Annotated in this window: 16 protein-coding genes; 4 read left to right on the forward strand and 12 right to left on the reverse strand. The window is 43.4% G+C overall.

What is annotated here, in order from left to right; all coding sequences use genetic code 11:
• The first annotated feature begins 132 nt into the window (after nucleotides 1–132).
• A complete protein-coding gene (locus ACN6NB_RS17530) occupies nucleotides 133–663 on the forward strand; it encodes a DUF2529 domain-containing protein (protein WP_474253503.1) in 531 nt (176 codons plus the stop codon).
• A gap of 40 nt (nucleotides 664–703) precedes the next feature.
• On the opposite strand, the gene pyrG is transcribed toward ACN6NB_RS17530, so the two are convergent.
• The 8 genes from pyrG to ACN6NB_RS17570 all read right to left on the reverse strand — a co-directional run bounded on the left by pyrG (nucleotide 704) and on the right by ACN6NB_RS17570 (nucleotide 10,227).
• A complete protein-coding gene (gene pyrG, locus ACN6NB_RS17535; protein ID WP_039182151.1) occupies nucleotides 704–2,311 on the reverse strand; it encodes a glutamine hydrolyzing CTP synthase in 1,608 nt (535 codons plus the stop codon).
• Between the two features lie 239 nt (nucleotides 2,312–2,550).
• The gene (gene rpoE / locus ACN6NB_RS17540) at nucleotides 2,551–3,090 is read right to left on the reverse strand and encodes a DNA-directed RNA polymerase subunit delta (protein WP_058838549.1); all 540 of its coding nucleotides are present in this window, start codon (nucleotides 3,088–3,090) and stop codon (nucleotides 2,551–2,553) included.
• 247 nt (nucleotides 3,091–3,337) lie between these two features.
• Nucleotides 3,338–3,535 (reverse strand): hypothetical protein, encoded by a 198-nt coding sequence (locus ACN6NB_RS17545; RefSeq protein WP_082700883.1) that lies wholly within the window; start codon nucleotides 3,533–3,535, stop codon nucleotides 3,338–3,340.
• Nucleotides 3,536–3,672: 137 nt separating this feature from the next.
• Nucleotides 3,673–4,815 carry an acyl-CoA dehydrogenase gene (locus tag ACN6NB_RS17550; protein ID WP_039182155.1) on the reverse strand — a complete coding sequence of 381 codons (1,143 nt, stop codon included), beginning with the start codon at nucleotides 4,813–4,815 and terminating at the stop codon, nucleotides 3,673–3,675.
• A 16-nt stretch (nucleotides 4,816–4,831) separates the two neighbouring features.
• Nucleotides 4,832–5,944, reverse strand: a complete 1,113-nt coding sequence (locus ACN6NB_RS17555) for an acyl-CoA dehydrogenase family protein (RefSeq protein ID WP_144489926.1) — start codon at nucleotides 5,942–5,944, stop codon at nucleotides 4,832–4,834.
• 11 nt (nucleotides 5,945–5,955) lie between these two features.
• Nucleotides 5,956–6,819, reverse strand: coding sequence for a 3-hydroxybutyryl-CoA dehydrogenase (locus tag ACN6NB_RS17560; protein WP_144489924.1), 864 nt, complete (start codon nucleotides 6,817–6,819; stop codon nucleotides 5,956–5,958).
• On the reverse strand, nucleotides 6,819–8,012 hold the full coding sequence (locus ACN6NB_RS17565; protein ID WP_144516271.1) for an acetyl-CoA C-acetyltransferase: 1,194 nt from the start codon (nucleotides 8,010–8,012) through the stop codon (nucleotides 6,819–6,821). The genes ACN6NB_RS17560 and ACN6NB_RS17565 overlap by 1 nt, the downstream gene beginning before the upstream one ends.
• A 103-nt stretch (nucleotides 8,013–8,115) precedes the next feature.
• Complete coding sequence (locus ACN6NB_RS17570; RefSeq protein ID WP_144491588.1) at nucleotides 8,116–10,227, reverse strand: heterodisulfide reductase-related iron-sulfur binding cluster; 2,112 nt, start codon at nucleotides 10,225–10,227, stop codon at nucleotides 8,116–8,118.
• Nucleotides 10,228–10,370: 143 nt separating this feature from the next.
• Here ACN6NB_RS17570 and cls (ACN6NB_RS17575) point away from each other — a divergent pair, with 143 nt between their 5' ends.
• The 3 genes from cls (ACN6NB_RS17575) (at nucleotide 10,371) to ACN6NB_RS17585 (ending at nucleotide 12,870) form a co-directional block, all read left to right on the forward strand.
• Nucleotides 10,371–11,567: a cardiolipin synthase gene (gene cls / locus ACN6NB_RS17575; protein WP_144491589.1), complete on the forward strand. Its 1,197-nt coding sequence runs from the start codon at nucleotides 10,371–10,373 to the stop codon at nucleotides 11,565–11,567.
• A 12-nt stretch (nucleotides 11,568–11,579) separates the two neighbouring features.
• On the forward strand, nucleotides 11,580–12,542 hold the full coding sequence (uvsE, locus tag ACN6NB_RS17580; protein WP_144491590.1) for a UV DNA damage repair endonuclease UvsE: 963 nt from the start codon (nucleotides 11,580–11,582) through the stop codon (nucleotides 12,540–12,542).
• Between the two features lie 73 nt (nucleotides 12,543–12,615).
• Nucleotides 12,616–12,870, forward strand: a complete 255-nt coding sequence (locus tag ACN6NB_RS17585; protein ID WP_039182170.1) for a hypothetical protein — start codon at nucleotides 12,616–12,618, stop codon at nucleotides 12,868–12,870.
• A 27-nt stretch (nucleotides 12,871–12,897) separates the two neighbouring features.
• On the opposite strand, the gene ACN6NB_RS17590 is transcribed toward ACN6NB_RS17585, so the two are convergent.
• The 4 genes from ACN6NB_RS17590 to cls (ACN6NB_RS17605) form a co-directional block, all read right to left on the reverse strand.
• Nucleotides 12,898–13,896 carry a S66 family peptidase gene (locus ACN6NB_RS17590; protein WP_144516269.1) on the reverse strand — a complete coding sequence of 333 codons (999 nt, stop codon included), beginning with the start codon at nucleotides 13,894–13,896 and terminating at the stop codon, nucleotides 12,898–12,900.
• An 87-nt stretch (nucleotides 13,897–13,983) separates the two neighbouring features.
• Nucleotides 13,984–14,226 (reverse strand): hypothetical protein, encoded by a 243-nt coding sequence (locus tag ACN6NB_RS17595; protein WP_039182177.1) that lies wholly within the window; start codon nucleotides 14,224–14,226, stop codon nucleotides 13,984–13,986.
• 150 nt (nucleotides 14,227–14,376) lie between these two features.
• The gene (locus ACN6NB_RS17600) at nucleotides 14,377–16,092 is read right to left on the reverse strand and encodes an ABC transporter ATP-binding protein (RefSeq protein WP_047202612.1); all 1,716 of its coding nucleotides are present in this window, start codon (nucleotides 16,090–16,092) and stop codon (nucleotides 14,377–14,379) included.
• Between the two features lie 105 nt (nucleotides 16,093–16,197).
• Entirely contained in the window at nucleotides 16,198–17,715 is a 1,518-nt protein-coding gene (gene cls / locus ACN6NB_RS17605) for a cardiolipin synthase (RefSeq protein WP_249117613.1), read from the reverse strand.
• Nucleotides 17,716–17,732: the final 17 nt, after the last annotated feature.

The raw sequence follows: 17,732 nt of genomic DNA on the forward strand, positions 1-17,732 counted from the left end.
TAAATAATTCTGTTTGATTTTCACATTTCCTTTAATTATAATAGTTTACTTTACGACATTTTCTGAGCATTTTTCCTAATATTCTCTTTATATTCTATTATAAAATGATCTGACCGAAGGAGGAAATGAGTCTTGTTAAAAATTTTTACGACCCAGTTATCAGGTATTTTTTCACGTATTGGAGAAAAGCAGGCTGAAGCGATTGAGGACGGTGCACGCCTTCTTGCACAGGCTGTTGTCAGTGGACATGCCGTTTATTTTCACGGAAAGAATGAACTGGCTGCTGTCGCCCTAGAGGCATCTGAAAGCAAGGAGCCGTTTCCCGGTGCGAAAGTGCTGCCGCTCGATCAAAAGGAGCGCAGCTTACTTCAACCAAGTGACAGGGTGCTGCTATTTTATTCAGACCCAGAAGATCAGGAGATTCAATCTCTTGTTAAAGAGCTGCACGAACAAGGTACGCCCGTTGTTGGTGTAGGGCCGGCACAAAAGGAGCCGTCCACGATTGAAGAGCATTGTGATGTCCACATTGAATTCCAGCTCAAGAAACCGCTTGTGCCCGCAGAAGATGGGACAAGGTTTGGTTTTCCTGCTTTAATGACCTGCTTATACGTCTACCATGCCCTATCGTTTACTGTGAAGGAGATCGTGGAGGAATATGAATAAAAAAACTGCCGAGAAGTGATATTCTCGGCAGTTTTTTGTTTTATTTTGATTCAGATGCTTGTAGTGAAGCACCAACGAAATCTCTAAATAATGGCTGTGGTCTTGTCGGTCTTGAAACGAATTCAGGGTGGAACTGAGAAGCAAGGAACCAAGGGTGATCCTTGAGCTCGATGATTTCAACAAGACGTCCGTCTGGGCTTGTACCAGAGAAGACGAAGCCTGCTGCTTCCATTTGCTGTCTGTATTCGTTATTAAATTCGTAACGATGACGGTGGCGTTCGTAGACCACTTCGTCATTGTATGCAGCAAAAGCTTTTGAGTCTTCATTTAATTTACAAGGATATAGACCGAGACGAAGTGTTCCGCCTAGATCATCTACATCCTTCTGTTCTGGAAGAAGGTCAATGATTGGGAATGCTGTTTCAGGATCAATTTCCGCTGAATGAGCTCCTTCAAGGCCTAATACGTTTCTCGCGTATTCGATTGATGCCACTTGCATTCCTAAGCAGATTCCGAAGAATGGCACTTTGTTTTCACGGGCAAATTGTGTAGCAATGATTTTCCCTTCTACTCCGCGGTCTCCGAAGCCTCCAGGAACAATGATGCCGTCAACATCTTGTACGAAATCAGCGATATTCTCTGCTGTCACTTCTTCTGCATTGATCCATTTAATTTGAACATCTGCATCAAACGCATAACCAGCATGACGAAGTGATTCAACGACAGAAATATAAGCATCTTGCAGCTCAACATATTTCCCTACAAGACCAATTGTGACTTGTTTTGAAAGGTTTTGCACTTTATCAACAAGTGCTGTCCACTCTGTCATGTCCGCATCTTGGCAGTCAAGTTTCATATGTTCACATACTAGCTTGTCCAGCCCTTGTTTTTGTAAATCAAGCGGAATAGAGTAAAGCGTGTCTGCATCCTGACATTCGATAACAGCTTTTGTATCAATATCACAAAACAGTGCAATTTTGTCCTTCATATCTTGTGCCAATGGCATTTCCGTTCTGACCACGATGACATTTGGCTGAATACCAAGACTGCGAAGTTCTTTTACACTATGCTGTGTTGGTTTTGTTTTCAATTCACCCGCTGCACGGATGTAAGGAACGAGGGTACAATGAATGTACATCACGTTTTCGCGGCCGATGTCACTCTTCATTTGACGAATGGCTTCAAGGAATGGAAGGGATTCGATATCTCCTACTGTTCCGCCGATTTCTGTAATAACCACATCTGCACCCGTTTCTTTTCCGGCACGGTACACGCGGTCTTTGATTTCATTTGTAATGTGGGGAATGACCTGTACTGTTCCACCTAAGTAGTCACCGCGGCGCTCTTTCTTCAGAACAGTAGAGTAGATTTTACCAGTTGTGACGTTGCTGTACTTATTTAAGTTAATATCAATGAAACGCTCGTAGTGACCTAAGTCAAGATCTGTTTCAGCACCATCATCTGTGACAAAAACCTCACCGTGCTGGTATGGACTCATTGTCCCTGGGTCTACGTTGATGTATGGATCGAATTTTTGAATGGTGACATCCATCCCTCTATTTTTCAGAAGGCGGCCTAACGAAGCAGCCGTGATTCCTTTTCCAAGTGAGGAAACAACTCCTCCTGTTACAAAAATATACTTTGTCATTTCGTATGCTCCTCTCTTTTTTACCCTTGCATGTCTACACATGCACAGCTTCATCCTTTTTAGAGTGTATCCCTAAATCTCTTGAAAAATAAGAAAGCTCCCTTTCAAATAAATGAAAGGGAGCGTAAATGAACGTATCTTTACGTACTCTTTTTTAGAGAGCCCAAAATACATACTACATAGTTCGCTCACGAAAGTCAAGACGGTTTTGTCCTGTTTTGAGGACCGGTTTGAGAGGGTTATTTCTCTTCCTCTTCATCGTCTAAATCGTCTTCATCAATCTCCGTTAAGCCGTCATCATCTTCATCATCATCTTCGTCGAAGTCTTCAAGATCTTCATCGATTTCTTCATCATCGTCTAGGTCGAGATCATCGTCGTCTTCAACAAGATCAAGGTCTTCTTCAAGCTCGTCGATTTCTTCTTCCTCTTCGATTTCATCGAAGTCGTCTTCAACGACAGCTGCTTTTGTTTTTTTCTTTTTCGCTTTTGTTTTCACAGCTGGCTGAACTTCTTCTTCGATTTGATCAACTGGATACCAGCTGCGAAGTCCCCATCTCTGATCACCTAACGAAATAAAGCGGCCATCTATATTTAAGTCTGTATAAAATTGAGCAAGTCGATCATCTAGATCGGATTTTTGTATTCCTTGCAAACGGACGATTTCATCTATTAACTCGGAAAACGTAATTGGTGTTTTGCTGTCTCTGAAAATTTCATAAGCAAGTTCAACTAAAGACATTTGTTTGAGCTGTTCCTGTGAGTATTCTTTCAAACTCAAGGTCAGACACTCCCTTTCTATTACATGTATGTATCCATTTATCAGTGAAATAATAAGTATTTATACCTTATTCTTACGACAAACCATACCTCTCATTATAAACAAATTAGGGGAGTTTATGCCACCTTTATTGTTGTTAATTTTTGATTTTTATCACGAGTAGCGCCAAGAGGTCCATCATCTGTATGAAAATGGACCGGTTCTTGTATACGGCATACTTTTTGTCTTTCAGTTGATCACGTCTATTTTAAAACTGGATATTCTGAATGGATGAGAGAACGAGAAAAATCGTGAATAACATTCCCGCTGACATGAGTACGATTAGTTTTCTGCGGCTGTTGTTTTTTTCTTCCTTCTTTTTTGTAGACTTTGTAAGCTCTGCGGAAACCATAATCCAGATAACCATTGTGACGATTGCTGTAATGCCCATAAATGTTGAGTTCAATATCACACCCCCATATTATTCCTATTTTTAACATAATACCACATGCTTATGGATTATGATTGGAAATTACATTACATACTAACTGCATGGCCCACCAAAACAGACCACCTCACATTCAGGTGGTCTTTGCTTGTTTTCTACATATCTAGCAGTTTCCTTGAGATGACCAGACGCTGGATTTCCTGTGTTCCTTCATATATTTGAGTGATTTTCGCATCACGCATGTATCGTTCGACTGGGTAATCCTTTGTGTAGCCGTACCCGCCGAAGATTTGAACCGCTTCTGTCGTCACCTTCATCGCTGTATCACCGGCAAAGAGCTTGGACATGGCTGATTCCTTTCCATACGGGAGGCCTTTCGTTTCAAGCCATGCCGCTTGGTAAGTAAGCAGCCTTGATGCTTCAATCGCTGTGGCCATATCAGCCAGCTTAAAGGCGATCCCTTGCTGCTGAATAATCGGTTTGCCAAATTGTTTACGCTCCTTGGCATAATCAACCGCCGCATCAAGAGCGCCTTGAGCAATCCCAACTGCCTGTGCAGCAATGCCGTTTCTGCCGCCATCGAGCGTCATCATGGCTATTTTGAATCCTTCTCCTTCTTGACCGAGCCGGTTTCTTTCATGAATCCGGCAATCTTCAAATCGAATTTCAGTTGTTGGGGATGAGCGTATGCCCAGTTTGCTTTCCTTTTTGCCAACGGAAAAACCAGGTGTCTCTTTTTCTACAATAAAAGCAGTTGTATTTCGGGATGAAGCTCCTTGGTCTGTTACGGCAAACACAATATAATAATCTGCAATGCCTCCATTTGTAATAAAGATTTTCGCCCCGTTCAGAACATATTCACTGCCTGCCTTGACAGCCGTTGTCTTCATTCCGCCAGCATCTGAGCCTGAACCACTCTCTGTGAGCGCATATGCTCCTATCTTCTGCCCTTCTGCAAGCGGCTTTAAATAGGTCTCTTTTTGTTCATCTGTTCCGAATGTATAGATTGGCCATGAAGCAAGAGATGTATGGGCGGACAGGGTGACGCCTGTAGAGGCGCATACTCTTGAAAGCTCCTCAACTGCTATGACGTAGGCTAAATAGTCACTGCCGATTCCGCCCACGTCTTCCGGCCAAGGGATACCCGTTAAACCAAGCTCTGCCATTTTGCGAAAAATAGATGGATCATATGTCTCTGTTTCGTCTCGCTTTGCTGCTGTTGGCTCCACTTCATTTTTCGCAAAGTCTCTCACCATTTTTTGAATCATTTCATGTTCGTCACTTAATTGGAACTGCATCGTGAGCCACCTCGTTTCATATTAGCTGTTTACAGATGACCAGCCTTTGTATTTCACTTGTTCCTTCATAGATTTCACAAATTTTCGCATCACGAAAGTAACGTTCTGCTGGATAGCGATTCGTATAACCATCCATGCCTAGCAAATGGATCGCTTCTGTACTGATCTCCACCGCCGTTTTTGACGCAAATAGCTTTGCCATTGATGCTTCCTTTGTGACGGGACGATTGGCCTCTTTGAAAGAAGCCGCTTGATAGACGAGCAGTTTAGCTGCCTCAAGCTTCGCCGCCAAATCGCCCAGTCGAATGGTCGTTTCAAGACCTGCTGGATGTCGCTTTAAATAGCTGACTGCCTCGGTTAAAGCAGCTTCTCCAATGCCAAGGCTTTGAGCCGCAATTCCGATTCTCCCTGCATTTAAGCTAGACATGGCAATTTGAAAGCCTTCTCCTTCTGCACCCAGCAGCTGATCTTTTGGAATCCGCACGCCATCAAAATGAAGCGTGACTGTTTTTGAACCGTGCAGCCCCATCTTTTTCTCATCTTTTCCAATCGTAAATCCCGGCGTATTTTTCTCTACAATGAACGCCGATATATTTTTTCTCGCAGAAGCCGGATCGGTCACCGCAAAGACAAGATATAGTTCTGCTTCTCCGCCGCTTGTGATAAAGATTTTCGTTCCATTTAATACATAATCACCGCCCATCCGCTCTGCCCTTAACTGAATACTGGAGGCATCTGATCCGGCCTTTGGTTCAGTCAGACAAAAGGCGCCCAGCTTCTCTCCTGATGCAAGCAGCGGGACATAGGATTCTTTTTGTTCCTTCGTTCCAAAAGTCAAAATAGGCATCGTCACAACAGATGTATGAACGGACACAATGACACCGATGGTCGCACTCACTTTCGATAATTCATGGATTGCGATGATATACGTTGTAAAATCTGCTCCTAAGCCTTGATACGAAGCTGGTATTGGAATCCCTAGATAGCCTTGCCGTCCCATTTCACTTAAAAGGGTTTTTGGAAACCGGCCTTGTTCCATAGCTTCAACTTCAGGGAATACACGCTGGCGTGCAAATTCTGCTGTCTGTTCTCTCCAGAGACGCTGTTTATCCGTAAGCATAACATCCATCTTGACTCCCCCTATGAGTGGTCGTGGTATGTGTAAAAACCTCTCTTTGTCTTTTTGCCAAGCCAGCCTGCATTCACGTATTTTTTTAAAAGAGGACAAGGTCGATATTTGCTGTCTCCAAGTCCTTCGTGAAGGGTATTCATAATAAATAAACATGTATCCAGTCCAATGAAATCAGCTAGACGAAGCGGCCCCATTGGGTGATTCATCCCAAGTGTCATCACGCCATCAATGCTTTCTACATCTGCCACGCCTTCATATAGGGTGTAAATGGCTTCATTGATCATTGGCATCAATATGCGATTTGAGACGAACCCTGGGAAGTCTTCCACTTCAATTGGGGTTTTGTTTAATGTCTTCGCTGTTTCATAAACGAATTGATATGTGTCATCACTCGTTTGCAGCGCGCGAATGACTTCAACGAGTTTCATGACAGGAACGGGATTCATAAAATGCATGCCAATCACTTTCTCCGGTCTGCTCGTCACAGCTGCTAATTCTGTGATCGACAAGGAAGACGTATTTGTCGCAAATATGGCCTCCGCCTCTGCAAATTGATCAAGTGTTTCAAAGATTTGTTTTTTGACACTCATTTGTTCAGAAGCAGCTTCAATCACTAAATGAGCCTGCTGGACGTCTTTTAAATCTGTGGATACGGCAAGCCGCTGCGTGATATCTCGGACGGCCTGATGTGCCAGCTTTCCTTTTTCTGCCCGCTTTGTCAGTTGTTTGGTCATGGAGGAAATCGCTCGATGAATCTGCTTTTCTGATGCATCATGGAGCAGGACTGTATAGCCTGACTGTGCAAACACTTGGGCAATGCCTGATCCCATTTGACCGGCTCCAACGACCATAATGGTCTCTTCTATACTCATCAAAAAACGCCTCCCTTTTCATCTACCTTTATCATGATCGCATCTCCTTGACCGCCTCCACTGCAAATTGCCGCAATGCCAATGCCACCGCCTCTTTGTCTTAATGCATGAATCAATGTCAATATGATACGTGTTCCGCTTGCCCCAATCGGATGACCGAGTGCGACAGCCCCTCCGTTGATATTCATTTTCCGCCGGTCGATCCCGGTCATTTTTTCACATGCCAGAGCCACAGCTGAAAAGGCCTCATTGATTTCAAACAAATCGATATCCTCTAGGCGCTTTCCTGTTTTCTTTAAAAGCTTCTCGATGGCAAAGGCTGGTGTTTTCGGGAAATCCTTCGCCTCTACAGCAACCTGAGTATGACCGAGAATGACTGCCATTGGCTTTACGCCATGCCGTGCAGCATACGTGTCTTTCATTAGAAGAAGTGCACTTGCACCATCATTGACACCTGGTGCGTTTCCAGCGGTGATGGTACCTTTCTGATCAAAAACAGGCATGAGCTTTGACAGCCGTTCATATGACGTATCACGCCGCGGAGATTCATCTTCTGTGATCAGCCGTTCTCCCGTTTTTGTTTTGACGGTGACGGGAGTGATTTCATGTTGAAAAAAGCCACTTTTTTGCGCTTCGATGGCCCGTTCATGACTTCTGAGTGCCCACAGATCCTGCTCTTCCCGCGTGATACTAAGCTCCTTTGCAGCCATACCTCCATACTCACCCATATGAACGCCTGTAAACGAACAGGTTAACCCATCTAAAATCATCGCATCTTGTACTGCACCATCTCCCATTTTGTAGCCCCATCGCGCTTTTTTTAGCAGATAAGGAGCGTGAGACATGGATTCCATACCGCCCGCCGCGATGACCTCAGCATCACCGGCTCGCATGATTTGATCTGCTGTGGTCACACTGCGCATGCCTGATGCACAGACTTTATTGATGGTTTGTGTTGGAACAGACCAAGGAAGATCAGCATATCTTGCTGCTTGCCTTGAAGGAATCTGCCCTTGCCCTCCTTGTAAAACACTTCCCATAATGACCTCATCTATTTCATGAGAACCCGAAACTCTTTCCAGTGCAGCCTTGATCGCTATACCGCCTAGTTCTGCGGCAGTCAAACCACTGAGAGCCCCGCCTAGTTTTCCAAATGGTGTTCTTGCACCAGATACAATGACCGTCGTACTCATGTATGTCCCTCCCCATTTGTTAACGCTTACATATCATTTAGACAGCTGATGAAACAGCGCCATGGATAAGCCGATGAACATCCTATTCATCGGCCTGTCATCTTTACGACACCTGTTTTCCAGGCTCGCCAAACACTGATTTTTCAAGAAGTTCGGCGACATCAAATGTGCCTACCTGCTCCTCTACTTCCTTCGCCTTCGTCCCATCTCCCAGCATCGTTAAGCAATAAGGACACCCTGAGCTGATGATGGACGGCTGGACCTGTAGCGCCTGCTCCGTTCGTGCAGTGTTAATCCGGGTACCCGTCTCCTCTTCCATCCACATTAAGCCCCCGCCTGCTCCGCAGCACATACCAGTTTCACGGTTGCGCTCCATTTCTTTCAGCGTCACACCTGGAATGGCTTTTAAAATGTCTCTTGGCGGGTCGTACACTTCGTTATATCTGCCTAAGTAGCAAGAGTCGTGGAAGGTAATTACCTCGTTCACTTCATGTACAGGCGTTATTTTCCCTTCTTTCACTAACTCTGCCAGTAATTCTGTATGATGGTACACTTCTGCCTCAAGTCCAAAGTCTGGATATTCATTTTTAAATAAATTGTAGGCGTGTGGATCAATCGTGACGATCTTTGTGACGCCGTTTTTCTGGAATTCTTCAATGTTTTTTGCAGCAAGCTCTTGGAATAAAAATTCGTTTCCGAGTCTTCTTGGTGTATCGCCTGAGTTTTTCTCTTTATTGCCTAGGATCGCAAAGGATACCCCCGCTTCATTGAGGAGTTTTGCAAAGGCAAGTGCAATCTTTTGGCTTCGATTGTCATATGCCCCCATTGAACCAACCCAGAATAAATAATCAAAGGTTTGCTCTGCTTTTTTCAGCTCTTTCACTGTCGGCACATACACATCTTCTCTCAGTTCACGCCAATTTTCTCTTTCTTTCCGGTTCAATCCCCACGGGTTTCCTTGGCGCTCAATGCTTGTCATGGCACGCTGTGCATCTGCGTCCATTTTTCCTTCAGTCAGCACAAGATATCTGCGCATATCAATAATCTTGTCGACATGTTCATTCATGACAGGGCATTGGTCTTCACAGTTTCGGCATGTCGTACATGCCCAGATCTCTTCTTCTGTAATGACCTCTCCAATAAGAGAAGGATGGTATATAGAGCTGGCAGCCGATTCTTCGGCACCTGCTCCTCTCGCCTGCAGTGCCAGCTGGTTTCCTGTGGTCTGCTTGAAGGCAAGCTGCGGGACCCAAGGTGTTTTTGATGTAATAGCGGCCCCTTTATTGGTTAAATGATCTCTTAACCTTAAAATCAAATCCATCGGAGACAGCATCTTCCCTGTCCCTGTTGCCGGGCACATATTCGTGCAGCGCCCGCATTCCACACAGGCATAAAGATCGATCAGCTGAGACTGACGGAAGTCTTCAATTTTTCCCACACCGAAGGTCTCTTGTGTCTCATCTTCAAAATCGATTTTTTGCAGCTTGCCTGGCGGGTCTAATCTGCTGACAAATACGTTGACAGGCCCCGCAATCAGATGGGCGTGCTTTGACTGTGGAACATATACTAAAAATGTCAGCAAAATGAGCAGATGCACCCACCATGCGGCATAAAAAACAATCGCAGCCGCAAGAGGTGAAATTCCGCCCAGCAAGAAAGCAATACCAGAAGCGATTGGCTCAGTTGGTGATAGAGAGTGTCCATGCCAGATGATGTTCATGCCGTTCCCTAGTAAAACTGTCAGCATTAATCCGCCAATAAATAAAAGCACTAGACCCGATTTAAAACCTCGTTTTAAACGGACAAGTTTTTCCACATATCTTCTATGGAAAGCCCATACAACGGCCACTAAAATGAGAAGTGTGACCACCTCTTGGAAAAACGTAAAGACGCCGTACACCGGACCTAAAGGAAGCCCGCTGTCTGGAATAAGCCCCTTCAAAATAAAATCAAGGGCTCCGAACTGCACAAGGATAAATCCGTAGAAAAACAGCACATGAATGATGCCGCTCTTCTTGTCCTTTAACAGCTTCTTTTGCCCAAATACATTGACCCAAACACGCTCTAAGCGTTTCTTCATGTCTTGTTGAAACTCTTCTTTTTTACCAAGACGAATATACGCCGCTCGTGTTCGAATGAGATAAACAAACAAATACAGAGCGTAAGCGGTCACCGCCGCAAATGCGATCAAGTTGATGATTAAAAGGCTATTCATCTTGCTCCCCCTTTCATTCCCCAAAACCCACTTTGTTCCGTTTCCATGTTGTACCTCTATCATAAATAATGAATGAGTATTCAGTCAATATTTTTTGTGCGTTTGGGTACACTATTGAAATATGCAAAAAAGGAGGAAGTTTCATGATCACATTGATCATCCTACTCGTACTCATTGCCATCGTTTTGCTCGTCATGTTAGACCTTTATATGGGAAAGAAATATTTTTCTACGCACGCATTTGAACGGTCTTTTGACCAAACAAGCGGCGATGCCACCTTTTATCATGATGGCGAACCATTTTTCGATCAGCTGCTTACGGATATACAGCAGGCCTCTTCTTCTATTCATATGATGTTCTTTATTGTAAAGAACGACAAGATTGGTCAAAGGGTGTTCCAAGCATTGAAAGCCAAAGCGGAGCAGGGCGTTTCCGTCTTTTTGCTAACCGACCGATTAGGCTCCTATCCGTTTGATCAAAAGTCGATTGACATGCTAGAAAGAAGCGGCATTCAATTTTACTTTTTAAATAAGCCTCGTTTTCCTTTTTTGATTTACCGGTTAAACATGAGAAATCACCGTAAAATTACGGTGATTGATGGGAAGATTGGCTATATTGGCGGATTTAATATAGGCGATGAATATGTTGGGAAAAAAGGCCGCTTTGGCATTTGGAAAGATTATCATTTGCGGATGACTGGACAGGTTGTCGCAGATCTCCAGCATGTGTTTCTGAATGATTTGTACCGGTCGTCTGGCATTCATCAGCTGCAATATGAGGTTTTCCCTGCATTGGAACCGGGAACATTACAATGCACAACACGCGCGACTGCCGGTTTTTCTTTAGAAGCTTTATTTCTCCAAGATATTGAGCAGGCGAAGAAACAGATCATCATCTGTACGCCTTATTTTATTCCATCAGCTCCTCTTCTGAAGGCGCTGCTTGATGCACGAAAACGGGGCGTCATAGTTGAAATTATCATTCCAATGAAAGCGGATCATCCACTTGTCAAAGAGGCTGGTTTTCATTATTTGAAGGATCTCATTGCCTCTGGATGTCTTGTTTATCGTTTTTATAAAGGGTTTTATCATTCGAAAGCCATATTGATTGATCACAGCCGCTGTATGATCAGTACCGCGAATTTTGATAAACGAAGCTTGTTTTTAAACGAAGAAGTAGATGTAGCCATTGATGATCCCGACTTTACTGCACACGTAGAGGAAAAAATTCGGGAGCATATGGAAGTATCTGAGATCCTGACAGAAGAAACATTGTCAAAGCGCCCTCTTTTCACACGGCCGCTTGAGTGGGTTGCCGCCATGTTCTCGTATTTTTTATAAAGGAGATGACCTATGCGTTATCGATTTGGTTATGTATCCAATGCCGTCACCTTGTGGGAAGCTTCTCCTGCCAAGTCGCTGACCTTTGCAAGATACAGCAAGCTCTCCAAGGAAGAAAGAAAAGAGGCTTTATTGCGAACAACGAAAGCCAATCTCGTGAATACATTAAGAACACTTTATTTCGCCATTGCTCATGATATCCCGCTGTACCGTTTTTCAAGCTCGATCGTCCCGCTCGCGACCCATCCCGAGGTGCGCTGGGACTTCGTGACCCCTTTTCACAAAGAATTTCTTGAGATTGGCAAGTTGGTGAAACGGCACAACTTACGGGTAAGCTTTCACCCCAATCAATTCACCTTGTTTACCAGCCCAAAACCTTCAATTACAGACAATGCCGTCATCGATATGACGTACCATTATCAGATGCTTGAGGCGATGAAGCTCGAAAAGGAAGGTTACATGAATATTCATGTAGGCGGGGCGTACGGTGATAAAGAATCGGCTCTTCAACGCTTTGATGAAAATATCAAACAGCTTCCGGCTCATATCAAAGCGAGAATGACACTTGAGAACGATGACAAAACATATACGTCGCTCGAAACGCTTGGTGTATGTGAAAAGCATGACATTCCATTTGTTTTTGATTATCATCATCACGTGGCAAATAAAGATGACGATGCCGCACTCGATGACATCCTTCCAAGAATGTTCGACACTTGGACAAAGACTGGCATTCCGCCCAAAATCCACTTGTCTTCACCTAAATCAGAAAAAGCCATACGCAGTCATGCAGATGGTGTAGATATGACCTTTGTCTTACCGCTTTTTCAAGCATTAAAACCGTATGGCCGTGAAGTAGATTTTATGATTGAAGCAAAATTAAAGGATCAGGCTCTGCTCCGTCTAGTCGAAGAACTGTCTGCGATTAGGGGCAATAAGCGGACGGGCGGAGGAACCATTGAATGGAAATCATAGAGAAAGGTTTACCTTTGTGCAAATGGGGGTAACAAAGCTATTGTGAGAAAGTAATTAACAGGAGGATATGAAGATGTCTCAAATCTATTCAATCCGAATCGCTGCAAAAGCGTTGAATTTACATAAGCTTATTTCTCTTTATGAAAAGTGCCAGCAGGCTCAGCATCGTATATATGTGTATTCTAAAAAAACAATGTGCAGCATTAAGAACATCGTAGAGCTTGAAACCTTCAGGCTCACTCATTTAGAATCTGATTACTTAATTGTCGTAGAGGGGAAAAAAGCGCAAGACCTTCTACAGCCGTTTGAGAAAGAAAAGGTTTCATAAAAAAGAGCAGCCCCGAGCCGCTCTTTTTTATATCCACTCTTCTGTCAGCCAAACTTGTTTAGAAGCTGCATCTATTTTCACTTGTGCCCCAATTGGCATCGTAAGCATTGGGTGCGTATGGGCACAGTCAAAATCAGCGATGAGTGGTCTCTTCGTCTCTCCGAGCACCTCAAGCAAAATCTCGTAAGGCTCTTTGCCCGTCCCTTCATCATCAAACAGCTCATGTTTTCCTAAAAGAATCCCTGACACCCGTTCAAACACTCCATTTACTTTCAATAAAGAGAAATTCTTTTCGACAACAGAAGCGGTTTTCATGCAATCTTCAATGAGGAGGATGTCTCCGTTTTGGATGGCTGGCATGAACTCACTTCCCCAAATGCCGTACATCGCATTCAGGTTCCCTCCGATCAATCTGCCTTCTGCCTGTCCCTCTATGACGCACAGCCAATCATTCGGACGCTGCTTTTTGTCACGCGTCTTTTCTTCCCAATTGATTCGTTCATCTGTCCAAAAAGGCGGTTTTTCAATCTGATAAGGAATGCTTTGAGGAGACATCAAGATGTCCTCAAATGACTGATATGTAAAATTGACAAACGGTTCAAACTCGCCAAAAGAAGGAACAAGCGCCGGCCCGTAGAAAACAGGAAGTCCCGTTTTTTCATACGCCGCCAGTAGAATCGCTGTCGCATCTGAATAACCGATCATGATTTTCGGATGTTGATTCAGCAGCTCAAAATCAAGATAAGGCAGCAAACTATTTGAATTCGTACCGCCAATCATTGACATGATGCACGCCAAGTCCTCTCTAGCCATCAGCTCATTCAGCTCATCAGCTCGTTCTTGAATTGTACCGGAACGGTAGTGATCCTCTTTCCCTGTTAATGATCCTGGGATCACAATGAATCCTTTTTGCTCAAGCCACTTCTTCGCCCGCTGATACCTAAGAGGCGAGGTCGCTGATGCAGGACTGGAAGGTGAAAAAATACCGATCTTATCGCCCTTTTGTAATCGCCGAAGCCCCTTCATTCCATCAGATCCTTCCTACACGCATTTTTTCTATCCTAACAAAAAAAGCCCTTTATCAAAAGGGCTACTGAACGAATGAAAATCTTTTCAAAAAAATATTTTAAAAAGGCCAAGTAATATGAGCGTAAAACTAATAATCAATGCTATCGATATTTTGACTTTGCTTAAAGAACTGTCTATAACGTTTACAAAAAGGTGAATGCCAAATAGAATAATCCCAATGTAAAAAAATACTGGGTTGATTCCAGCTGGAATGATCAATATAAATAAACCAACAAGAGTCACGTAGTGAATGCTTTTCAGCATGAATGTTTTTGCTGTTTCGCTCAAACAACCCTCTCCTTTTGGATCTAATTTCCTTAAATTATATCAAAATTCCATTTAAATGGTGATTTAAATATTTGCAGACGAACCACTTTTTATTATCACATGTAAAAAAATGAGTCCAACTCAATAGCTGAACTCATTTACGCCTTACTATCAATGACCAAACTGCGCTTCATGCAGTCTGCTGTACACCCCGCCCATTTGGATGAGTTCCTGGTGGCGGCCTTGTTCTTGGATGCCTTCCTCTGTTACGACGATGATACGGTCGGCGTGTTTAATTGTTGCCAGGCGGTGGGCAATAACGAGTGTCGTCCTGCCGACAGCCAGTTCGCTTAGTGCATCCTGTATAGCTTTTTCTGTTTCTGTATCAAGTGCTGATGTGGCTTCATCTAAAATAAGAATTGAAGGATTTTTCAGGAACATCCGCGCAATCGACAGGCGCTGCTTTTGACCGCCTGACAATTTGACGCCGCGCTCGCCTATGACAGTATTTAATCCTTCTGGAAAACGCTGAACGAGTTCCTCTAAATGCGCACGACGTACAGCCTCCCAAATCTCTGCATCGCTGGCTTCTAGGTTGCCGTATGCGATGTTTTCTCGAATGGTGCCTGAGAATAAAAAGACATCCTGCTGCACAATGCCGATCTGCTGTCTTAAAGAAGAGAGGGTCATCGATTTTGTACTCACGCCATCAATCGTAATCTCCCCTTCATCCACATCATAAAAACGTGGCAGCAAACTACAAATCGTCGATTTTCCGGCTCCTGAGGGCCCGACAAACGCAACGGTTTCTCCTTGTTTGATCTTCAAATCGATATCCTTTAACACATGACTGTGCTCATCGTAGCCAAATGTCACGTTTCGATATTCAATTTCACCTTTCAGCCCAAATACATCACGAGCTCCTTCTGTATCCTTCACATCTGGCTCTGTTTCAAGTAAGTCGACATAGCTTTTAAAGCCAGCAATGCCTTTTGGATACATTTCAATCACTGTGTTAATCTTATCAATCGGTCTGAATAAGACGTTTGTAATCAGAACAAACGCGATAAATCCACCTGCCGTTAATTGACCCTGCAGAACAAACCATGTCCCTGCTAGAAGGACAAACAGTGTCACAAGACGTGTCAGAATGTAACTGATTGAGCCGTTAACCGACATGATTTTATATGAAAGAAGCTTCGCTTTCCGAAAGCGGTTGTTGTTTTCAGCAAAACGCTTTTTCTCAAAATGTTCGTTGGCAAAGGCCTGAACAAGACGAATACCGCCGATATTGTTTTCAACCCTTGCATGAAAGTCTCCAATGTCATTGTTCAGCTGTGTAATCGCCTGTGTCATCTTTTTATTAAAATGAAGGGCAAGCCAAATGATGACAGGCATGATCAGGAAGGTTAAAATAGCAAGCTGCCAGTTAATCATTAGCATGACAGCAAAGGCGCCAAGAATCGTCATAATCGCAATAAACAAATCCTCAGGTCCGTGATGAGCCACCTCACCAATGTACATGAGGTCATTTGTCATCCGAGACATAAGCTTACCCGTTTTGTTGTTATCAAAAAACTTAAATGAGAGACGCTGAAAATGATCAAACAGCTTCTTCCTCATATCTGTTTCAATATTGATGCCAAGCATGTGTCCCCAGTACGACACAATAAATTGCATCACTGAGCTGAGGGCATAAATGATAAACAGAGCAAGTGCGGTCCAGGCAATGACTGTCCAGTTCCCTGTTGGTAATAACGTATCAATGAAGTAGTTCACGATCAGCGGGAAACCAAGTTCCATTAATCCAACTGCGACAGCGCAAAAGAAATCTAAAAAGAACAGACCGCGATAGGGCCTGTAATAGGCGAAAAAGCGTTTTAGCATATGTAAAAGGACCTCATTTCCTCTATAATTGATAATCATTTTCAATTATAGAGGAATCCTCTGCAAAATACTAGATCAGGAAATGATTTCTTTGACTGGAAACCCTCATAATACGCCAGAAAACAATCGGGCAAATGATTCCTTCAACCGCTCTTTTAAGCCTCTTTTATAAAAATGAACAGGACCCATTTGCTCACATTCCTTCATATCTTCCTCATAGTGGGCCATCAATTGCTCAATTGGCTTTTTCGCAGCTGTAAAGACATTGACCTCAAAATTGAGCTGAAAGCTTCTCATATCAACATTTGCGGTGCCAACAGAGGCGAGCTCTCCATCTGCGATCATCACCTTTTGATGCATGAACCCTTTTTGATAGTGATACACCTTGATGCCCTCTTTTAGAAGCTCAGAAAAATAGGATCGTGTGGCATATTGCGTGAGAAATCCGTCATTGATCTCCGGTACCATCACCCGCACATCCACCCCTCTTGTGGCAGCGATTTTGAGCGCAGTGCGAATCGATTCGTTTGGTACAAAGTAAGGTGTGGCAATCCAGACAAATTGTTTCGCATTAGAAATGAGAGCATCATATAAATCACTCATACTTTCTTTCATATCAGGTCCAGTTGGTACAACCTGAATGACATCCTCTCCTGTCACAGGATGCGGCGTATGATACTTCGGATCATCAATTAATACTTCATCTGATACGTATTCCCAGTCGAGCATAAAAACGGAGTGAAGGGTCTGAACAGCCTCACCCTTTAACATGGCATGCGTATCACGCCAAAAGCCGATCTTTTCATCCCGTCCTACGTATTCCTTGCCAACATTTAATCCTCCAACAAACCCTGTTTCTCCATCAATAATGACGATTTTTCGGTGATTTCGGAAATTGAATTTTTGGTTAAAGAATCCATATTTTAAAGGGAGAAAAGGAGCGACCTTAACCCCTGCCTGCTTCAAGCGTTTAATATCTTTTCGGGAGAAACGAATGCTACCCGCAGCATCATATATGAAGCGGACCTCTACCCCTTCTTTCACTTTTTCAATCAAAATCTCCATCATCCGGTGGCCGAGGAAATCAGATTTAAACATGTAATATTCAATATGAATGAATGATTTTGCCTTTTTTAACTCTTCAAAAATTCGAGGAAACGTCTCCTCTCCATTCTTTAAAATGTCCATATCACTATTTGTATTCACATGCATGCCTGTAGCTTTTTCTGTGTATTGAAAAAAACCACGCTGATTATCGGTTAAACGTGATTCATCCGGCTTGCTCTCAAGCTCAGATATTCTTCTTAATTTTTCACGGTTATACATTCTCTTTGATTTGAATAAATGACCTTTTACATAGAGCTGCCCTGAGAACAGATAAAACATATAACCAATGATCGGGAAAAAAACCAGCACATATATCCATAACAACGTGTGCTGTGATGTACGGTTCTCCAGCATGAGTGAGACGATACTAAATAAAATAATGGCGATATAAATCGCTGCGTACAGCTGAACGCTCCATGCCGGCACAGTCCACCAATACACCACATATGCCCCGAATATCATAAAATATAAAAATAAAAATTCCAGTCTTCTCTTTTTCACATTCTCCGCCCTCATTCTGTCTTTTTCTCTTC

It is taken from the genome of Bacillus sp. 11B20 (assembly GCF_056098985.1).

Excerpts from the sequence above, each read along its gene's own strand:
- ACN6NB_RS17590 (WP_144516269.1), bottom strand. The coding sequence starts at position 13,896 with ATGAAGGGGCTTCGGCGATTACAAAAGGGCGATAAGATCGGTATTTTT.
- ACN6NB_RS17550 (WP_039182155.1), bottom strand. The coding sequence starts at position 4,815 with ATGCAGTTCCAATTAAGTGACGAACATGAAATGATTCAAAAAATGGTG.
- ACN6NB_RS17570 (WP_144491588.1), bottom strand. The coding sequence starts at position 10,227 with ATGAATAGCCTTTTAATCATCAACTTGATCGCATTTGCGGCGGTGACC.
- pyrG (WP_039182151.1), bottom strand. The coding sequence starts at position 2,311 with ATGACAAAGTATATTTTTGTAACAGGAGGAGTTGTTTCCTCACTTGGA.
- uvsE (WP_144491590.1), top strand. The coding sequence starts at position 11,580 with ATGCGTTATCGATTTGGTTATGTATCCAATGCCGTCACCTTGTGGGAA.
- ACN6NB_RS17560 (WP_144489924.1), bottom strand. The coding sequence starts at position 6,819 with ATGAGTATAGAAGAGACCATTATGGTCGTTGGAGCCGGTCAAATGGGA.
- cls (WP_249117613.1), bottom strand. The coding sequence starts at position 17,715 with ATGAGGGCGGAGAATGTGAAAAAGAGAAGACTGGAATTTTTATTTTTA.
- ACN6NB_RS17585 (WP_039182170.1), top strand. The coding sequence starts at position 12,616 with ATGTCTCAAATCTATTCAATCCGAATCGCTGCAAAAGCGTTGAATTTA.
- ACN6NB_RS17555 (WP_144489926.1), bottom strand. The coding sequence starts at position 5,944 with ATGGATGTTATGCTTACGGATAAACAGCGTCTCTGGAGAGAACAGACA.
- ACN6NB_RS17565 (WP_144516271.1), bottom strand. The coding sequence starts at position 8,012 with ATGAGTACGACGGTCATTGTATCTGGTGCAAGAACACCATTTGGAAAA.
- ACN6NB_RS17600 (WP_047202612.1), bottom strand. The coding sequence starts at position 16,092 with ATGCTAAAACGCTTTTTCGCCTATTACAGGCCCTATCGCGGTCTGTTC.
- cls (WP_144491589.1), top strand. The coding sequence starts at position 10,371 with ATGATCACATTGATCATCCTACTCGTACTCATTGCCATCGTTTTGCTC.